We start from the raw sequence: 17,607 nt of genomic DNA on the forward strand, positions 1-17,607 counted from the left end.
AACAGCAATGTTTGAACGTATCATTAGTTTCGCCATCCAGCAGCGATGGCTGGTCCTGCTCGCCGTGTTTGGAATGGCCGGGTTAGGGATTTTCAGCTACAACCGACTACCGATCGACGCGGTCCCTGACATTACCAACGTTCAGGTTCAGGTCAATACCTCGGCACCAGGCTATTCACCGCTCGAAACCGAACAGCGTGCTACGTATCCGATCGAGGTCGTGATGGCCGGCCTGCCGGGACTCGAACAGACGCGTTCCCTGTCCCGCTATGGCTTGTCGCAGGTGACGGTCATCTTCAAGGATGGCACGGACGTCTATTTCGCGCGCCAACTCGTCAACCAGCGCATCCAGGAAGCCAAGGACAATCTGCCTGAAGGCGTTGTGCCGGCGATGGGGCCTATTTCGACCGGCCTCGGGGAGATCTATCTATGGACCGTTGAAGCCGAAGAGGGTGCTCGCAAAGCTGACGGGACTGCCTATACGCCGACAGATTTGCGCGAAATCCAGGATTGGGTGGTACGGCCGCAACTGCGTAACGTGCCCGGTGTCACCGAGATCAATACTATCGGTGGTTTCAACAAGCAGTACCTGGTCGCGCCGAGTCTTGAACGGCTAGCGTCGTACGGGCTGACGCTGACCGACGTCGTCAATGCGCTGAACAAGAACAACGACAACGTGGGTGCGGGCTACATCGAGCGTAGGGGCGAGCAGTATCTGGTTCGTGCGCCGGGTCAGGTTGCGTCCGAAGACGACATCCGCAACATTATTGTCGGTACAGCGCAGGGGCAGCCGATCCGCATTCGCGACATCGGGGATGTGGAGATTGGCAAGGAACTGCGTACCGGTGCGGCAACCGAGAATGGCAAGGAAGTTGTGCTGGGCACGGTATTCATGCTCATCGGCGAAAACAGCCGGGCTGTGTCAAAAGCGGTCGATGAAAAGGTCGCTTCCATTAACCGTACGATGCCGGAAGGTGTGAAGATCGTAACGGTATACGACCGGACACGTCTGGTCGACAAGGCCATTGCGACCGTCAAGAAGAACCTTCTTGAAGGCGCGGTGCTCGTCATCGTAATTCTGTTCCTTTTCCTGGGTAACATCCGCGCGGCGCTGATTACCGCGACGATCATTCCGCTGGCGATGTTGTTCACCTTCACGGGGATGGTGAACTACAAGATCAGTGCGAACCTGATGAGCTTGGGCGCGCTCGACTTCGGCATCATCATCGATGGCGCGGTGGTGATTGTCGAAAACTGTGTGAGGCGACTGGCGCATGCGCAGGAACACCATGGCCGGCCATTGACGCGCTCCGAGCGGTTCCATGAGGTGTTTGCCGCAGCGAAGGAGGCGCGTCGCCCACTGATCTTCGGTCAGCTCATCATTATGATCGTCTACCTGCCGATCTTTGCGCTGACGGGGGTGGAAGGCAAGATGTTCCACCCGATGGCGTTCACGGTCGTCCTGGCGCTGCTGGGCGCGATGATTCTGTCCGTGACGTTCGTTCCGGCTGCGGTCGCCTTGTTCATCGGCGAACGGGTGGCCGAGAAAGAAAATCGTCTCATGCTCTGGGCGAAGCGTCGCTACGAGCCGCTGCTGGAAAAGTCGCTCGCGAACACGGCCGTTGTATTGACGTTTGCCGCGGTGTCAATTGTTCTGTGCGTGGCCATTGCGGCCCGCCTGGGCAGCGAGTTCATCCCCAATCTGAACGAAGGCGACATTGCCATCCAGGCGCTGCGCATTCCTGGCACGAGCCTGTCGCAGTCCGTGGAGATGCAGAAGACGATCGAGACGACCCTCAAGGCAAAATTCCCCGAAATCGAGCGCGTGTTTGCGCGGACAGGTACGGCGGAGATTGCATCCGATCTGATGCCGCCGAATATTTCGGATGGCTACATCATGCTCAAGCCTGAGAAGGATTGGCCAGAGCCGAAGAAAACACATGCCGAACTGCTGTCCGCCATCCAGGAGGAAGCCGGCAAGATCCCCGGGAACAACTACGAGTTCTCCCAACCGATCCAGCTGCGGTTCAACGAGCTGATCTCCGGGGTCCGCTCGGACGTCGCAGTCAAGATCTTCGGCGATGACAACAACGTGCTCAGCGAGACGGCGAAGAAGGTATCGGCCGTGCTGCAGGGCATCCCCGGCGCGCAGGAGGTGAAGGTAGAACAGACCACCGGCTTGCCGATGCTGACGGTCAAGATCGATCGGGAGAAGGCGGCGCGATACGGGCTTAACATGAGCGACGTGCAAGACGCGGTGGCAACGGGCGTCGGAGGCCGTGATTCCGGAACCTTCTTCCAGGGCGATCGTCGTTTCGATATCGTGGTCCGCCTGCCCGAAGCTGTGCGCGGCGAGGTCGAGGCTCTGCGCCGATTGCCGATTCCGTTGCCAAAAGGAGTGGACGCGAGAACGACGTTTATCCCATTGAGCGAGGTGGCGACGCTGGAAATGGCGCCCGGCCCGAACCAGATCTCGCGCGAGAACGGCAAGCGCCGCATCGTGATCAGTGCCAACGTTCGTGGACGTGATATTGGTTCATTCGTGCCCGAGGCGGAAGCGGCTATCCAAAGCCAGGTCAAGATCCCGGCTGGCTACTGGATGACATGGGGTGGCACCTTTGAGCAACTGCAGTCCGCCACCACCCGCCTGCAGGTGGTAGTGCCGGTGGCGCTGTTGCTGGTCTTCGTACTGTTGTTTGCGATGTTCAACAACATCAAGGATGGCTTGCTAGTCTTCACGGGCATTCCCTTTGCGCTGACTGGCGGGATTCTTGCCCTGTGGATACGCGGCATTCCGATGTCCATTACTGCAGCGGTGGGCTTCATCGCGCTGTGCGGGGTGGCGGTGCTCAATGGTCTGGTGATGCTGTCGTTTATCCGATCGCTGCGCGAAGAAGGGCATTCCCTCGACAGCGCGGTCCGAGTTGGCGCCCTGACGCGACTGCGTCCGGTGCTGATGACGGCCCTGGTGGCATCCCTGGGTTTCGTGCCGATGGCCATCGCCACCGGTACGGGCGCTGAGGTGCAACGTCCCCTCGCAACGGTGGTAATCGGTGGCATCTTGTCGTCCACGGCGCTGACCCTACTGGTGTTGCCGGTGCTCTATCGACTTGCTCACCGCAAGGATGAGGACGCGGAAGATACTCGCGAGCCAGTCACTCAGACGCATCAACCGGATCAAGGCCGCCAGCCTGCATGACGTAAATCCTTGGGCGGTCATCGTACCGCCCAATTTTTATAGGAGTTTCTATGGGCGCAGGTCACTCACACGACCATCCCGGTGGCAACGAGCGATCGCTCAAGATCGCCCTTGCGCTGACCGGTACGTTCCTGATTGCCGAAGTGGTCGGTGGTGTCATGACGAAGAGCCTGGCGTTGATCTCCGACGCCGCGCACATGCTCACGGACACCGTCGCACTGGCCATCGCACTGGCTGCTATTGCGATCGCCAAGCGACCCGCGGACAAGAAGCGGACATTTGGCTACTACCGTTTTGAGATTCTTGCCGCGGCCTTTAACGCATTGCTGCTGTTCGGTGTGGCTATCTACATCCTGTACGAAGCCTACCTGCGGCTGAAATCGCCACCTCAGATTGAGTCAACCGGCATGTTCGTCGTGGCTGTGCTGGGCCTGATCATCAATCTCATCAGCATGCGCATGCTGTCCTCCGGGCAAAGCAGCAGCCTGAACGTGAAGGGTGCTTATCTGGAAGTCTGGAGCGATCTGCTCGGGTCGGTTGGCGTCATCGCCGGTGCGATCATCATCCGCTTCACGGGCTGGGCGTGGGTCGACTCCGCCATTGCGGTGCTGATCGGCCTCTGGGTACTGCCTCGCACGTGGATCCTGCTGAAGTCGAGCCTGAATGTGCTGCTCGAAGGCGTACCCGATGACGTGGATCTGGCAGAGGTTGAGAAGCAAATTCTGGCGACGCCCGGGGTAAAAAGCTTCCATGACCTCCACATCTGGGCACTTACCAGCGGCAAGGCGAGCTTGACGGTTCATGTCGTGAATGACACGGCCGTCAACCCGGAAATGGAAGTGCTACCGGAATTGAAGCAGATGCTGGCTGACAAATTCGATATCACGCACGTGACCATTCAGTTCGAACTGGCACCATGCGAACAAGCGGATGCAGCTCAGCATTTCAATGCATCGCCAGCACTGGTCGGATCGAAGTCGCTTGCTGCAGGAGGAAACTAAGGTGCGGGTACTTGTTGTAGAAGACGAACCGCGTACTGCGGAGTATTTGCAGAAGGGATTGTCGGAGTCGGGTTTCGTGGTCGACATCGCGAACAATGGTGGCGATGGGCTCCACATGGCGGAAGAGACCGACTACGACGTCATCATCCTGGACGTCATGCTGCCAGGTATGGACGGGTGGACGGTCATCAAGTCCATTCGATCCAAGTCCGAGACACCCGTACTGTTTCTGACGGCGCTGGATGATGTGGCGGATCGTGTCAGAGGCTTCGAGTTGGGGGCAGACGATTACCTGGTCAAGCCCTTCGCCTTTGCCGAGCTCCTTGCCCGTATCCGGCGTTGCTTGCGCCAAAGCACCTCGAAGGAGTCCGAGCGATTGCGCATTGCCGATCTGGACATCGACGTGCTTGGAAGGCGGGTATTCCGGGGAACTACCCGCATTGAATTGACGAATCAGGAGTTCTCGCTGTTGCACCTGCTCATGCGCCGGAGAGGGGAGGTGCTGTCGCGAACCACGATCGCGTCCCAGGTCTGGGGCGTCAACTTCGACACGGATACCAATGTCGTTGACGTCGCGATCCGGCGCCTGAGATCCAAGGTGGATGATCCCTTCGATCAAAAGCTGATCCATACCGTACGGGGAATGGGCTATGTCCTCGACCCAGAGCGCGGCCGGTGACGGAATGAGGCCCGGGACTTCGATAACCCCGCTGTCACTGACGAGGCGGCTTGGGCTCTTCTTTGCATTGGTACTGTCTATCGCGCTGGCCAGCATGGGCGCCTTTGCTTACTACTCGCTCGCCGCGCAACTCGAGGCCAGAGACGATGAGGTTGTAAAGGGAAAACTCGAACAGGTCGAGCATTTCTTGCGCGAGGTGGACGGGGTGCAGGGCGTCCCGGCGGCGCAGCATCGCTTCGATGATCTGGTGCGAGGTTACTCGGACCTCATCGTTCGCGTCACGGCGCTGGATGGCCGGCTTTTGTTTCGCACGGGCAACGATGCATTGCTGGAAGGCACTGACCAAGCGGCGGTCACGGGAAAGTCATCGCTCATGTTCCAGTCCGCCGATGCGGTGTTGGGGCGAGACGGTACGCGGGCGACGGTGTTCGTGGCGAAGTCTGGCGAGGACAGGAAGCAGGTGACTGCGCGATTCCGGACGACGCTCGTGCTTGGTACCACCGTCGGTGTGATATTGACGGCCCTGGTGGGGGCGGCCATTACGCGCCGTGAGCTGGAGCCGGCGCACGTACTTATCAAGCAGATCAACCGGATCAGTGTGGAACGGCTGAGCTACCGGGTGGACATGCCACCCAAGCCCACCGAAGTGCGTGATATCGCCTCTGCGTTCAATGCGATGCTGCAACGCCTCGAGGATGGTTATCAGAAGCTGTCGCGGTTCTCCGCCGATCTTGCCCATGATTTGCGCACGCCGCTTAACAACCTCATTGGACATGCCGAGGTCGCCTTGTCACGAGACCGCACCGGGCCCGAGTATGTCGCCTTGGTGGAGGAAAGCCTGGTCGAATACCAGCGACTTGCGAGGATGATCGATGCGATGTTGTTCCTCGCGCGAGCTGACAGTGCCAATGTGGCGCTCGAGTTGACGGAACTCCAGTTGAATGCAGAACTTCGCAAGTTGTCCGCCTACTTTTCGGTGCTTGCAGAGGAGCGAAGCGTCGTAATCAGGGTAAGCGGGGATGCCACCCTGGTCGCTGATGCCATTCTGTTCCAGCGTGCGATCAACAATGTTCTGTCAAATGCGGTCCGTCATGCGTGGCCGAATTCGATGATAGATCTGGTGGTGCGCCGCGAAGCGGCACATTGTTGCATCGACATCACGAACGTTGGAGACCCAATCCCGGAGCGGGAACTTTCCCTCATCTTTGATCGGTTCTTCCGTGGGGATAGGGCGAGATCCAACTCGTCACAGTCCACGGGGCTGGGCCTGGCCATCGTCCTGTCGATCATGGAGCTCCATGGCGGCGACGCGTCAGCCGTGAGCGGCTTGGATGGGAAGACACGCTTTACATTGCGCTTCCCGCTCAACGGTGCTGAAGCCTCAGCGCGGGTTTCGGTGGGTAGGCCGAGTCAGGACCGACCAGTCGTTGGGTAGAGTGGTGCAATGAGCCCGATTGCCTATTTGTAATCGCCGGGCAAGGCTGCAGCATGCGTACAATTTATACACTCGTTTTCATAGATCAACGAAGTCTCTAGAAAGGAGATGACTATGAAAACGAAGAAACACGCCTTGCTGTTTGCGGCGTTGCTGTTGGGTGGGATGTCGGCTTCGTATGCTTTGGAAATGACCGGGTTGAAACCGGGCGTGCCTGCGTCGACGGCGACGGCGCAGGCGATGGCGAAGCGTCACGCGACCTTGTATGGCGATCCAGCCGGCCAATCTCAGGCCAGTCGCATTATCGACGTGAAGCCAGGGATGCGGTATGTCAACGTGGACTCTGGCGAGACGGTGGCGTTTCGGGCCGGCGAGAAGATCGTCGCATGGACCTTCGCCCAGATGGTCAGGGATACGAGTGTGGACCTTGGCTTGTTGATGCCGGATCTGCCGGGTAGCGCTGGCGTGCGCGTCTATATTGATAGAAGCGACCTCTTCACAGGTGGCTGAACGTTGCTGAACCGGTGAACTACAGGCCCCGCACAATGCGGGGCCTTTTTCATCGTCATTGGCGTCGGTTCTGCCGCTTAGCAATACACGAGGCGATGGGAAGTTGTAGCACGCGCCACCGCATCATGAACGGCACCGGATTGACGCCGATGGAGGGAAAAAAAGCTTGCCCTCCGGGGAGGGCAAGCTTCGGAAGCTTTCGCCATCGGGATAAAGCGAAAGAGCACCAAGAGCCAAGCAACTGACGGGTGCCTGGCTCCCCCACAGAGGTCGGTCTGAGTTTCAGGGACGGCTTGCGTCAAATTCCGCGTGCGCCATCGGTGAACACATCACGCGGCCCAATACGCGAGCCGTCGGTAAATACGTCACGCTGGCCGAGGCGTGCGCCGTCGGTGAACACGTCGCGCTTGTCGATGCGTGCACCGCCGGCGTAAATGTCGTTGACTGCGGCGCGTCCGCCGTCGGTGTAGGGGTCGCGGGGACGGTGGATCTGGCCATCAGGGGTAGCAGCGATGGCGGAGCCGGCGGCAGCAATCGTGAGGGCAGCAGCAATCAGGGCAGTGTGAATCGTCTTCATGGAATCTCTCCGGAGTCAATGTTTGTGAGTCTCTAATCGCTCACCGTGTTCACAGTCTAGCTACCGGACCTGCTCCACTGAATTACCCGCGTATTACGATCCTGTCATAAAAAAATGCCTCCCGGTTGGGAGGCACAAACTCTCTTGAATTAACAAGAAAGTGTCGATTCTTTTGAGCTCGCTCAGAACTTGTGGCGTACGCCTACGACGACGCCGGTCTGATCCTTGCCAGGGACAACGTTGGTCGGGCTGCCGGTCGTCGAGTTGTAGCCGTTCATGCCCAGCTGCGAGTTGCCGCGGTTCAGTGCATAACCGACGTTCATATACACATCGGTACGCTTCGAGAAAGCGTAATCTGCCGAGGCAACGAACAGGAACGGGTCTGCGCCAGAATTGCGGCTGTCCGTGTAGTAGGCGGCGCCGGTCAGCGTCAGTGCGGGCGTCAGGCCATAGCGCAGGCCGGCCCAGTAAATGTTAGAACCGTTCGTCGGCAGCGCACCGACATTGCCGTTGTACCAGCGATAACCAATAAATGCCTTAGCCGGTCCGAAAGCGTAGCTCGCGCCAATTAGAGCGCGGCGGTCCTTGCGGTCGGCCGTGGCGACGGTGCTGCCCTGGATCTCGTCGTACACCGCGCCGACAGCGAGGGCGCCGGTTTCATACATGAGCGATACGCCCATGTTTCGATCGACCTTGTAGTTCCCCGGCACTTCGCCGCCGCCGGTGCGGCTAAAGCTGTAGAGGCCGGTGACCGTCAGGCCACTGAAGATGCCACGGTACTTGATAGCATTGTCAGCGCGACCCGCCAAGACGTCATCCATCTTGAAGAGCGAGTAGCGCGGCGCGAAGCCCATCGGGTCGAGTTGCAGCGTGGTGTCATACATTGGTGTCGTTTGACGACCCAACGTCAGTTGACCATATTTGCTACCCAATCCTACGAAGGCACTACGATCAAAAAGACGGGTGCTGTTGTTCTGTGCGCCGGTGTCGAACGAAATGCCGCTTTCCAATTCGAAGATGGCTTTCAGACCGCCGCCAAGGTCTTCGACGCCACGCAGGCCCCAACGCGACGTCGACATGTTGCCGGAGGTCATGCGAACCTGGTTCGAGCCACCGGGCGAAGCCGATGGGACGTTGCTCAGATACTCGATACCCGCGTCGGCCACACCATACAGCGTGACGCTCGATTGAGCGAATGCGGTTGTAGCGAACAGACCGAGGGATGCGACGGCAATGCGACTAATCTTCATGGATTCTCCTCATTAAGACCCGAAATTAATTTGGTGGGGGCGAGTATAGAAATCTGCAGATGACGGTCAGATTGCGTGACCTTGCCCCTGTTCCACGAATCCCATAACCGAGGGAATTAGGCAGCCCGGTGTTGCTGAGCTGCGGACCAGTTTTTCTCGAACGTCATGGGGCTGACGTAGCCCAGCGTCGAGTGGAGTCGGCTGGCATTATAAAAGCCAAGCCAGTCAATTACCTCGTCCATTGCGGCGCGGCGGGTAGCGAACTGGCGACCGTGCAGGCGAGCGACCTTCAACGACCCCCACAGACTCTCAGTCGGCGCGTTGTCCCAGCAATCGCCCCTGCGGCTCATTGACGAGCGCATGCCATACGCCTTCAGGGCGTCTTGAAACAGATGGCTGCAATACTGGCTTCCCCGGTCGGTGTGCACAATCACACCGGCTTCCGGGCGGCGCCGGAACCAGGCCATGCGCAGCGCGTCCGTGACCAATTCGGCCTTCATGTGTGGTTGCATCGACCAGCCAACCACCTGCCGGCTGAACAGGTCGATGATGACCACCAGGTAGAGCCAGCCTTCGGCGGTCGCCACATAGGTTATGTCGCTCGTCCAGACTTGATTGGGTGCTGCTGGGCTAAAGTCGCGTTGCAGCAGATTGGGGGCCACCGGCAAATCGTGGTTCGAGTTGGTTGTCGCGATGTACTTGCGCTTGTGGCGGGCACGGATGCCGTGCAGCGCCATCAGCTTGCGAACACGCTCCTTGCCCACCCGCACCCCACGCGCCAGCAGTTCCTTCCACATGCGCGGCCAGCCGTACTCCCCCTTGACCCCGGCGTGAATCGCCTTGATGTGGGCCAACAAGGCATCGTCACTGAGTCGGCCTCTATCTGGCCTGTCGGTGCTTACTGTGCGTTGCTTGCGCTGGTGATAGCCGCTGGGGCTGACCCCTAACAGCTCACACAGGACCGAGACCGGCCAGTAACGTCGGTTTCGCTCGATGAACGCATACCTCACACCGACTCCTTCGCAAAGTATGCTGCGGCTTTTTTTAAAATATCGCGCTCCATCTTCAAGCGCGCCACCTCCGCCCGAAGCCGGGCCAGCTCCATCTGCTCCGGGCTGACCGGCTTCATACCCGCACCAGTCAGCTTGCCTTCCCGCTCCGCCTTGACCCAGTTATGCAGCGTCTGCGCTCTGATGCCCAGGGTCGCGCTAACCACTGCCATGCTCTGCCCGCTCTTCACCAGCCGTACCGCTTCCAGCTTGAATTCCAGCGTGTACTGCGCCCGCTTTGTCTTGCTTGTCATCACATCTCTCCTTGCTTCAGTTTAACCTCAGCAAGGGATTCGTTTTGCGGGGGCAAGCTCAGCGAAGTAATTACGTGGGGTCACTTCGTCGCGTGATGACGACAAGGTGGAACGTACCGGGGTTATGTGGATTGACATGGCTTTCGCGCGGACGCGTCAACCTGTGTGCGCGCGAACATTGCGGGCCGGTAATGGGAAACTCACGAAAAGAGGTCGCTTCTCTCGAAGCAAGATCGACTGCCTTTGCAATACGCTGCGGGTTCCGATCTAGTTGGAGAGTAAGGATGGACACGCCATACGTCGCAAAATGGGCGCGTAGCGAAGACAGCGTTCATGAGCAAGCGCTGCGACTTCGCACACGGAGGTTCGAGCTGCTGTCTGCAAATATTGCAAATGCGGATACGCCGAACTACAAGGCGCGCGATATCGACTTCAGCGCCGAGTTGGATAGGGTGATGGGCAGTGGCCAGAATTTTGCGGGCATGACCATGACTTCGCCGCGACACATCGAGGCAAGCAAGCCCGCGCTGGAAGAGGATCTGATGTATCGCGTCCCCCTGCAGTCGAGTATGGACGGCAACACCGTGGAGATGGACGTCGAGCGTGTGGCGTTTGCAGAGAACGCGCTGCGGATGCGGTTCTCCATTCAAAAGACTGCCGACGAGTACAAGGACATGCTCAAGCTCTACCAGGACATGCGGCCCTAGCGGGGAAACCGCGACTACTGGCAGGGCGGCTTGGGTGCGGCGACAGCGCTGGACGCGTCTCTGGAAGACGGCTCCGGTGTGCTCGCTGCGGATTCCTGCTTCGACGGATGTTTGGCTGTGCGATGTCGCGGGTTGGCCGCCCAGGCAACCCGTTGGTCGCGGGAGGCGTATCCCGTGTCTGAATGTCCAATGGCGAGGGTGTGCCACTGGGTCGGCTTCTCGCTGAGTCGATCACCGGTCGCAGGAGCCGGCAAAGCGTAGGCCAGCAAGGCAGAGCATGCGACGGCGCTAATCATCTGTATGGTTCCTGGACGGATGACATGAGGATCCTGTCATCCGCAAGATAGTACGCTCAGATTGCGGGCACATTACCAACGCATTACGGCGGGGCATTGGGGCGCTGACTCGTTGAGCTTTGTTGTTGCAATGCGGGGCACACTAGTTGCTAATAGTGTGCAACGGCGTGAATGCCGATTCAGACTGACTGGAGCCCGCGACAATGACCGAAAAGCTGCGCCTGGACATTCCTGTCTTGCTTCCTGGCCTTCCCGATTCCTCTGATCCCTGTGTAGAACGGTTGCTGTCCGAACTGAGAGGGAAAGAGGGCGTCGAGGCGGCGCATATAAAAACTGCAAATGTTGATAGCGATTCACAGATATGTGTCCACTACGATCCCGCAGCGATTTCCCTTGCCCGCATCCGGGAGCTGGTGACAAGCACGGGTGCGGTGATTTCGTCGCGGTTTGGTCATGTGCTTTGGCAATTGAAGGGCGTCTGGCACGAACGACGAGCGCGAACCGTAGCTAGCCAACTGCGGGCCTTGCCCGGCGTCATCGAGGCCGAAGTCAGCGCCTCCGGCATAGCGCGCGTCGAATTCGACAACGATCGGATCTCCGCGGCAGGGATCGAGCAGGCCCTGTCAAAACGCGGGCTCGCGCCGGTTGAGATCGGTGCCCGGAAGAGCGGTCATGCAGACCATGAACACCGCGAAGGCGTCAAGGATCATGCACATGGGGAAGGCGAGGGGCATGAGGCCCACGCACACGGCAGCGTGTTTGGCCCGAATACTGAGCTAATCTTCTCCCTGATCTGTGGGGCCTTGCTTGGTCTCGGATTTGCCGTTGGTAAGCTGTTCGGCAGCCTGCCAGCATGGATTCCGGTTGCCTTCTTTGTCGGCGCGTATTTTTTTGGTGGTTTCTATACCGTTCGGGAAGCGATAGAGAACCTCCGGCTAAAGAAGTTCGAAATCGACACACTGATGCTGGTAGCCGCCGCAGGGGCGGCGGCGTTAGGCGCTTGGGCGGAAGGCGCGCTACTTCTCTTTTTGTTCAGTCTCGGCCACGGGCTCGAACACTACGCCATGGGGCGCGCCAAGCGGGCGATCGAAGCGTTGGCGGCGCTCGCACCGGCTACAGCAAGTGTGCGGCGTGAAGGCGAGGTACGAGAGGTCCCCGTCGAGGAATTGCAGGTGGGGGATGTGGTGGTGGTTCGGCCGAACGAACGCCTCCCCGCCGATGGTTTTCTGGTAAAGGGGGCTTCCGCAGTCAATCAAGCGCCGGTTACTGGCGAAAGCATCCCGGTCGACAAGCAGCCCGTGGATGACGCCGCCGCAGCCAGGAGGAAGCCCGATGCCGTAGGGGCCGTGTCCCGCGTGTTCGCCGGAACCATCAATGGCGCCGGCGCCATTGAAGTGGAAGTGACGCGCCTTTCCACGGACAGCGCCCTGGCGAAAGTCGTCAAGATGGTCAACGAGGCCGAAGCGCAAAAGTCACCGAGCCAGCGGTTCACTGAGAAGTTCGAACGGATCTTTGTTCCTGCAGTGCTTGTGCTGGCGGTATTGCTGCTGTTTGCAGGGCTAGTGATCAATGAGCCGTTCAGTGCGACCTTCTACCGCGCCATGGCGGTGCTGGTTGCCGCCAGCCCATGCGCGCTCGCCATCGCGACACCGAGCGCGGTGCTGTCGGGGGTAGCGCGCGCCGCTAGAGGGGGTGTACTGATCAAGGGCGGGGCGCCGCTCGAAAACCTGGGTTCACTGAAAGCCATTGCATTCGATAAGACGGGGACGCTGACGGAGGGGCGCCCCCGTATTACCGATGTGATGGTCGCCGAAGGAGTAGCTGAAGCGGAATTGTTGAGCGTAGCGGTCGCCGTGGAGTCGCTCAGCGACCACCCGTTGGCTGCGGCCATTGCCCGCGATGGCCGCAAGCGCCTGGAAGGCAGTTCCATCCCGGAAGCGTCTCATCTCCAAAGCTTGACCGGACGCGGGGTCACGGCGACGTTGTGCGGTAAGACCGTCTGGATTGGCAAGCCTGACATGTTCGGCGCCGACGGGATTGCACCGCTTAGCGAATCGATGGCGAGCGCAGTGCAGACGCTGCGCAGCACTGGCCGCACGACAATGATCGTCAGGCAGGGAGATCGGGACCTCGGCGCCATTGGGCTGATGGACACGCCGCGCGCCTCGGCGCGCGCTGCCCTCGAGGCACTGCGCAGGCTGGGTATCACACGCATGATCATGATCTCCGGCGATCACCAGCGCGCAGCCGAAGCCGTCGCCAAGGACGTAGGTATCGATGAAGCCTGGGGCGATCTGATGCCTGAGGACAAGGTCAAAGCCATCCAGACGTTGCGCGCGGAAGCCAAAGTGGCCATGGTCGGCGACGGCGTCAACGACGCGCCGGCAATGGCCAACGCCACGGTGGGCATCGCAATGGGTGCGGCAGGTTCAGATGTGGCACTGGAAACGGCGGATGTTGCGCTGATGGCCGACGACCTCCAACACCTACCTTTTGTGGTCGGTTTAAGCCGACATACGCGGGCCATCATCCTTCAGAACGTGTATATCAGCCTCGGCGTCGTGGCGTTCCTTCTGCCAGCCACGATCCTCGGCCTCGGTATCGGGCCCGCCGTGGCCATGCATGAGGGGTCGACGCTGATCGTCGTGTTCAATGCGCTTCGACTGCTAGCCTATCGCGACAAATCCCCATGACGGGCCCCGGCCGCAATGATGGCGATGCCAGATGCGGCGGCAGCTATGGCCGCCGACTCATTTGGCGGCATTGCCGCAACTTCCACAGAACTTTGCGTCGCGTGGGAGTAAGGTGCCGCATCGACTGCACGGCGCCGGAGCCAGTGAACTGCCGCATTGCTGGCAGAAGCGCGCGCCCTGGGCGCTCACCGTGCCGCAGTTGGGGCAGTGGACGCCGGCGGGGCTTTGTGGTGGCAAAGGATTCCCATAGCCGTAGCTGCCGCCACCATCATGATGACCTCCTCGACGACCGTGCTCACTTCCGCCGCCGTGATGACCGCCGCTGTGACGGCCCATGAGCCTTTCCAAGAAACCCATCATTCCTCCTAAGTGGATGGATCGTCGCTGCGGCCCCGTGGTGTCGGGTGCTGCGACGACTTGCGCTGCTACGCGTCAGCCAATGCCTGTAGTAAATAGTCTGTAGTGACTACAGGGTCAATGGTCGGTGGATGCGAAGAACGGAATAAGTTGAATACGAGGCTCTTTCTTTCGAAAACGTCATGATCCCGATAGTTGCTGGCCATGTCGTGAGAGCGCATGGAAGGCGGGCTGTCTATCGGCTTGGCGCAAGGGTTTCCGTGAGGATGGCATCCCGCTGAGGAGCCTCGGGGAGGCCAGGAGCTTTGCCTTCCGGGCATCCGGGTGCGTGAAAGATTGCTGCAGGCGGGGTGCCACCCCGTGTCGCTGCGGCCACCTGCCCCGGCTCAGCGGTGGGGGTGCCGGGGCCGATCGGCGCCGTATAGCTTGCCACCAGATACACCGGCCGCCGCTTGACTTCATTGAACAGACGCCCAACATATTCCCCGAGCACGCCTAGGAAAACCAGTTGCAGGCCGCCCAGCAGAAGCAGGGCGGTCATCATGGATGGGTAGCCGTGTACGGGGTCGCCGTAGAGCAGCGTCTTGCCAACGATGAAGGCGGCCATGCCAAAGGCGGGAACGGCAACAAGCAGGCCGATCGAGGTTGCAAACTTGAGCGGCACGGTGGAAAAGGCAGTGATGCCATCCACGGCAAAACGCAACAGCTTGCGGTAGTTGAACTTGGTCGTCCCGGATGCCCGCGCGTCACGCCGATACAAGACGGCCGTCTGCCGGAATCCTATCCAGGCATACAGCCCCTTCATGAAGCGGTGCTGCTCCCGGAGTTGTCCGAGTGCGGCAACGGCACGACGGCTCATGACGCGGAAGTCGCCGGTGTCGGCCGGAATCTCCGTATCGCTGAGCTTGCCCATCAGGCGGTAAAACCAGTGCGCGGTGAACTTCTTGAGGAACGATTCGCCATCCCGGGAAGTGCGCGTGGCGTACACCACGTCGAACCCCTCGCGCCATTTCTCGATCAACGACGGAATCAGTTCGGGCGGATCCTGCAGATCGGCGTCGATGATCACAACGGCGTCGCCGCTTGCCACGTCGAGGCCCGCCGTTAGCGCGGCTTCCTTGCCGAAGTTGCGACTCAGCTCGACAATGCCGACGCGCGCTTCGGCCGCCTTGAGATTGTGTGCAACCGCCAGTGATCGATCGCGGCTGCCATCGTCCACGTAGATAATCTCGTAGTCCGATGCCAATCCATCCATCACGCGGAGAAGCCGAAAGTGAAACTGTGGCAGGACAGCTTCTTCATTGAAGAGCGGTACGACGACCGAGATCTTCTCTGGCAGCAGGCTGGCGGCATTCATCGCATCGCTCCATTCATGAACGTCCAATTTGCATGGAGTACGTAGTTGACCAACATGACGAAAATTGTCGAGAGGATTTGAGCAACCAGGTAGTGAAGCCCCAATGCTAGTCCAGCCCACATCAGAAGTGAGTTAAGAAAGAACGCCAGCGCGGAAACGAGAATGAACCGTCCGAAAGTGGCGCGTTGTGGTCGGACTGGTGTGAACACCCATCGGCTGCTGATGCAGTAGTGCGTCAGAAGGCCTGCAACACTGCCGGCGGCAGACGCCGGTAGCGCTGCAACCCCGAAACCGACCAGCGTGATCAGTGTTGCGTAGTGTGTAGCGGTTGCCGTCGCCCCCGCGCCCAGAAACCGTACAAATCGTGATGGGATGTTCATGGTTTTTGCACCAGAACGTTGACGCCATGTCGTCCGATCACAGTTGTGTTGCCGCCGAGCAGCGGTCTCAGTCGATGAAACGTCTCGTGCCGCATGACCGCGAGCTTGTGACCAGGGGTCAGCCATCGCTGCGCAAAAGCTTCTTCATTAGCAATCCACTTGTCGGGCTCGACCGAGAAGCCGAGATCCAGCTCGGATCTGGCCCCGACAATGATCGGTTCTCGTTCGGCGTAAAACGCCAGACCTCGGTCAATCTGGCCCACGTTGAACAGTTGTGTGTTGTCGCGGGACGCCGCCTTGGCTTCCAAGCCAAGTGGTTTGATGGAGAGGGACCCAAACGCCCGAGACGCCATCAAGCCAGCCTGAAGGCTGGCCAGCGTCGCCAGCGAAGCGACGGCAACCGCGCAGAGCCTGTGGCCGCGCAGGGCGATCCCAAAGGCCAGGAAGCCACCGATGACCAGAATGCCCATCGTGATGGCGCCCCAGGTATGCAATGAGGCCGGATTGCTGATATTGAGCTTCAGTACCGCATTCGACATTGTCGGATGCCATAGCAGCACGGCGATGGCAACGCCGAGCACAGGCATGGCAAGAAAGCTTGCCGCCAGTGTGGGGCGGGCTGCAGTCATGGATCTGTACGCGAGCAAGACGGCCACCGGTGGTAAGGCGGGCAGGATATAGAGCGGCAGCTTCGAGCGCGAAATCGAAAAGAAGGCAATGACAACGACTACCCACAGCGACAGAAACAGTCGTGCGTCGAAGCCAGGCGTTGCCTGTGCGCTGCGAGAGCGGAGTGCGATAGCACGGGGAATCAAGCCCATGAACGGCAGGACGCCTGCCGCACCAACGGCCAGGAAGAACCAGAATGGCTTGTCCCGCTCGTGAACCGAGGACGAGAATCTCGCGAAGTGTTCGTGGATGAAGAAGTAATTCAGAAATTCGGGGTTGCGCTGGGACACCACGACAAACCAAGGCATGGTGATGGCCACCGCAAGCAGGCTCCAGCGCCAGAATCTCGCGCTAAAAAATGCGGAAAATTGTCGAGTGACCGCCCCGTATAGCAGCAGCGTGATTCCTGGCAGTACCAGGGCAATCAGGCCTTTGGCAAGAAATGCCAGACCGACCAACAACCAGATCAGGGGGTATAAGCGAGGTTCCCGATTCTGGTAGGCCACGGCGAAAACGAGAGCGGCACTGCCGAGCAGTGCGCCGACACCAATGTCTGTTGTTGTCAGATTCGAGCCGAGAATCCAGAGGGGAGCGCCGATGAGCACCAGCGCTGAGGCGAGGCCTATGCGCGTGTCATAGAGCGATCGCGCCGCCCACCATGCGGCGAGTGCGCCCAGCAGTCCCACAAGCGCACTCCAGATCCTTGCTGTCCACTCGGACGGCCCGAAGAGCGTATAGGCGCTGGCGGTCGCCCAATACTGCAGGGGCGGCTTGTCGAAGAACTTGATGCCGTTCAACCGCGGCGTGACCCAATCGCCGGAGACGAACATCTCGCGCGGAACCTCGGCGTAACGACCCTCGTCGGGTTCATAGAGGGGACGCACGGATAGCGTGGACATCCAGAGGACCACCGTGAGTGCGATGGTCAAAGCCATGAAAATCTGTCGCTTCAAGAGACTGCCCGTCCAGGTGTGCGGTGGCCACTGCTACCGCGCTTGGTCAAATGCTCTCAGGGCGCAACGACATAGATGCCGGATGTGGTTCGTCGCCGTCGTGATGTTGGATCATGGAGCAGTTCACGCGGCGCCGCTTGACGCCCCACGAGCCGAGGATGCGATTCACGCGGGAGTCCGAAGGATGGCGACTTGGCCAGCAGAGAGCGAACAGCGGGATTCTAGGGCGCTCACCTGTCGG

The 17,607-nt window shown here is 59.8% G+C and carries 14 protein-coding genes; 7 read left to right on the forward strand and 7 right to left on the reverse strand.

Features of this window, described 5'->3' with window-relative positions; genetic code table 11:
* The first annotated feature begins 7 nt into the window (after positions 1–7).
* The 5 genes from czcA to czcE all read left to right on the forward strand — a co-directional run bounded on the left by czcA (position 8) and on the right by czcE (position 6,824).
* Positions 8–3,199 carry a heavy metal efflux RND transporter CzcA gene (czcA, locus tag RMET_RS30100; RefSeq protein ID WP_011229347.1) on the forward strand — a complete coding sequence of 1,064 codons (3,192 nt, stop codon included), beginning with the start codon at positions 8–10 and terminating at the stop codon, positions 3,197–3,199.
* A 50-nt stretch (positions 3,200–3,249) separates the two neighbouring features.
* A complete protein-coding gene (locus RMET_RS30105) occupies positions 3,250–4,200 on the forward strand; it encodes a cation diffusion facilitator family transporter (RefSeq protein WP_004635344.1) in 951 nt (316 codons plus the stop codon).
* 1 nt (position 4,201) lies between these two features.
* A complete protein-coding gene (gene czcR, locus RMET_RS30110; protein WP_011229348.1) occupies positions 4,202–4,879 on the forward strand; it encodes a heavy metal homeostasis two-component system response regulator CzcR in 678 nt (225 codons plus the stop codon).
* 4 nt (positions 4,880–4,883) lie between these two features.
* On the forward strand, positions 4,884–6,314 hold the full coding sequence (gene czcS / locus RMET_RS30115) for a sensor histidine kinase CzcS (RefSeq protein ID WP_011229349.1): 1,431 nt from the start codon (positions 4,884–4,886) through the stop codon (positions 6,312–6,314).
* Positions 6,315–6,422: 108 nt separating this feature from the next.
* On the forward strand, positions 6,423–6,824 hold the full coding sequence (czcE, locus tag RMET_RS30120) for a copper-binding periplasmic protein CzcE (RefSeq protein WP_011514820.1): 402 nt from the start codon (positions 6,423–6,425) through the stop codon (positions 6,822–6,824).
* Positions 6,825–7,122: 298 nt separating this feature from the next.
* Here the strand turns inward: czcE and RMET_RS30125 are convergent, their stop codons facing one another.
* The 3 genes from RMET_RS30125 to RMET_RS30135 all read right to left on the reverse strand — a co-directional run bounded on the left by RMET_RS30125 (position 7,123) and on the right by RMET_RS30135 (position 9,954).
* Positions 7,123–7,401, reverse strand: coding sequence for a hypothetical protein (locus tag RMET_RS30125; protein WP_008646716.1), 279 nt, complete (start codon positions 7,399–7,401; stop codon positions 7,123–7,125).
* Positions 7,402–7,583: 182 nt separating this feature from the next.
* Complete coding sequence (locus tag RMET_RS30130) at positions 7,584–8,651, reverse strand: porin (RefSeq protein ID WP_011229350.1); 1,068 nt, start codon at positions 8,649–8,651, stop codon at positions 7,584–7,586.
* Positions 8,652–8,767: 116 nt separating this feature from the next.
* A protein-coding gene (locus RMET_RS30135) for an IS3-like element ISRme13 family transposase (RefSeq protein ID WP_085960481.1) occupies positions 8,768–9,954 on the reverse strand; the annotation gives its coding sequence in 2 pieces (ribosomal slippage) (positions 8,768–9,699 and positions 9,699–9,954; 1,188 coding nt in all).
* 284 nt (positions 9,955–10,238) lie between these two features.
* Here RMET_RS30135 and flgB point away from each other — a divergent pair.
* Complete coding sequence (flgB, locus tag RMET_RS30145; protein WP_008650726.1) at positions 10,239–10,661, forward strand: flagellar basal body rod protein FlgB; 423 nt, start codon at positions 10,239–10,241, stop codon at positions 10,659–10,661.
* Between the two features lie 499 nt (positions 10,662–11,160).
* Positions 11,161–13,650 (forward strand): heavy metal translocating P-type ATPase, encoded by a 2,490-nt coding sequence (locus tag RMET_RS30150; protein ID WP_011514822.1) that lies wholly within the window; start codon positions 11,161–11,163, stop codon positions 13,648–13,650.
* A 57-nt stretch (positions 13,651–13,707) separates the two neighbouring features.
* Here RMET_RS30150 and RMET_RS33240 read toward each other — a convergent pair whose 3' ends face one another.
* The 4 genes from RMET_RS33240 to RMET_RS30170 form a co-directional block, all read right to left on the reverse strand.
* Positions 13,708–14,010 carry a zinc ribbon domain-containing protein gene (locus RMET_RS33240; RefSeq protein WP_008650724.1) on the reverse strand — a complete coding sequence of 101 codons (303 nt, stop codon included), beginning with the start codon at positions 14,008–14,010 and terminating at the stop codon, positions 13,708–13,710.
* A 232-nt stretch (positions 14,011–14,242) separates the two neighbouring features.
* Positions 14,243–15,364: a glycosyltransferase family 2 protein gene (locus RMET_RS30160; RefSeq protein ID WP_008650723.1), complete on the reverse strand. Its 1,122-nt coding sequence runs from the start codon at positions 15,362–15,364 to the stop codon at positions 14,243–14,245.
* On the reverse strand, positions 15,361–15,744 hold the full coding sequence (locus RMET_RS30165) for a GtrA family protein (protein ID WP_008650722.1): 384 nt from the start codon (positions 15,742–15,744) through the stop codon (positions 15,361–15,363). Before RMET_RS30165 ends, RMET_RS30160 begins: the two co-directional genes overlap by 4 nt.
* Positions 15,741–17,348 (reverse strand): glycosyltransferase family 39 protein, encoded by a 1,608-nt coding sequence (locus tag RMET_RS30170; RefSeq protein ID WP_008650720.1) that lies wholly within the window; start codon positions 17,346–17,348, stop codon positions 15,741–15,743. Before RMET_RS30170 ends, RMET_RS30165 begins: the two co-directional genes overlap by 4 nt.
* Positions 17,349–17,607: the final 259 nt, after the last annotated feature.

The sequence above is a fragment of the Cupriavidus metallidurans CH34 genome, from assembly GCF_000196015.1.
In the GTDB taxonomy this organism is placed as follows: Bacteria; Pseudomonadota; Gammaproteobacteria; order Burkholderiales; family Burkholderiaceae; genus Cupriavidus; species Cupriavidus metallidurans.

What these genes read in the sequence shown, in the direction of transcription:
- RMET_RS30150 (WP_011514822.1), top strand. Translation starts at nt 11,161, where the DNA reads ATGACCGAAAAGCTGCGCCTGGACATTCCTGTCTTGCTTCCTGGCCTT.
- RMET_RS30170 (WP_008650720.1), bottom strand. Translation starts at nt 17,348, where the DNA reads ATGGCTTTGACCATCGCACTCACGGTGGTCCTCTGGATGTCCACGCTA.
- RMET_RS33240 (WP_008650724.1), bottom strand. Translation starts at nt 14,010, where the DNA reads ATGATGGGTTTCTTGGAAAGGCTCATGGGCCGTCACAGCGGCGGTCAT.
- czcE (WP_011514820.1), top strand. Translation starts at nt 6,423, where the DNA reads ATGACTATGAAAACGAAGAAACACGCCTTGCTGTTTGCGGCGTTGCTG.
- RMET_RS30125 (WP_008646716.1), bottom strand. Translation starts at nt 7,401, where the DNA reads ATGAAGACGATTCACACTGCCCTGATTGCTGCTGCCCTCACGATTGCT.
- flgB (WP_008650726.1), top strand. Translation starts at nt 10,239, where the DNA reads ATGGACACGCCATACGTCGCAAAATGGGCGCGTAGCGAAGACAGCGTT.
- czcA (WP_011229347.1), top strand. Translation starts at nt 8, where the DNA reads ATGTTTGAACGTATCATTAGTTTCGCCATCCAGCAGCGATGGCTGGTC.
- czcS (WP_011229349.1), top strand. Translation starts at nt 4,884, where the DNA reads ATGAGGCCCGGGACTTCGATAACCCCGCTGTCACTGACGAGGCGGCTT.
- RMET_RS30105 (WP_004635344.1), top strand. Translation starts at nt 3,250, where the DNA reads ATGGGCGCAGGTCACTCACACGACCATCCCGGTGGCAACGAGCGATCG.
- RMET_RS30130 (WP_011229350.1), bottom strand. Translation starts at nt 8,651, where the DNA reads ATGAAGATTAGTCGCATTGCCGTCGCATCCCTCGGTCTGTTCGCTACA.
- RMET_RS30165 (WP_008650722.1), bottom strand. Translation starts at nt 15,744, where the DNA reads ATGAACATCCCATCACGATTTGTACGGTTTCTGGGCGCGGGGGCGACG.
- RMET_RS30160 (WP_008650723.1), bottom strand. Translation starts at nt 15,364, where the DNA reads ATGAATGCCGCCAGCCTGCTGCCAGAGAAGATCTCGGTCGTCGTACCG.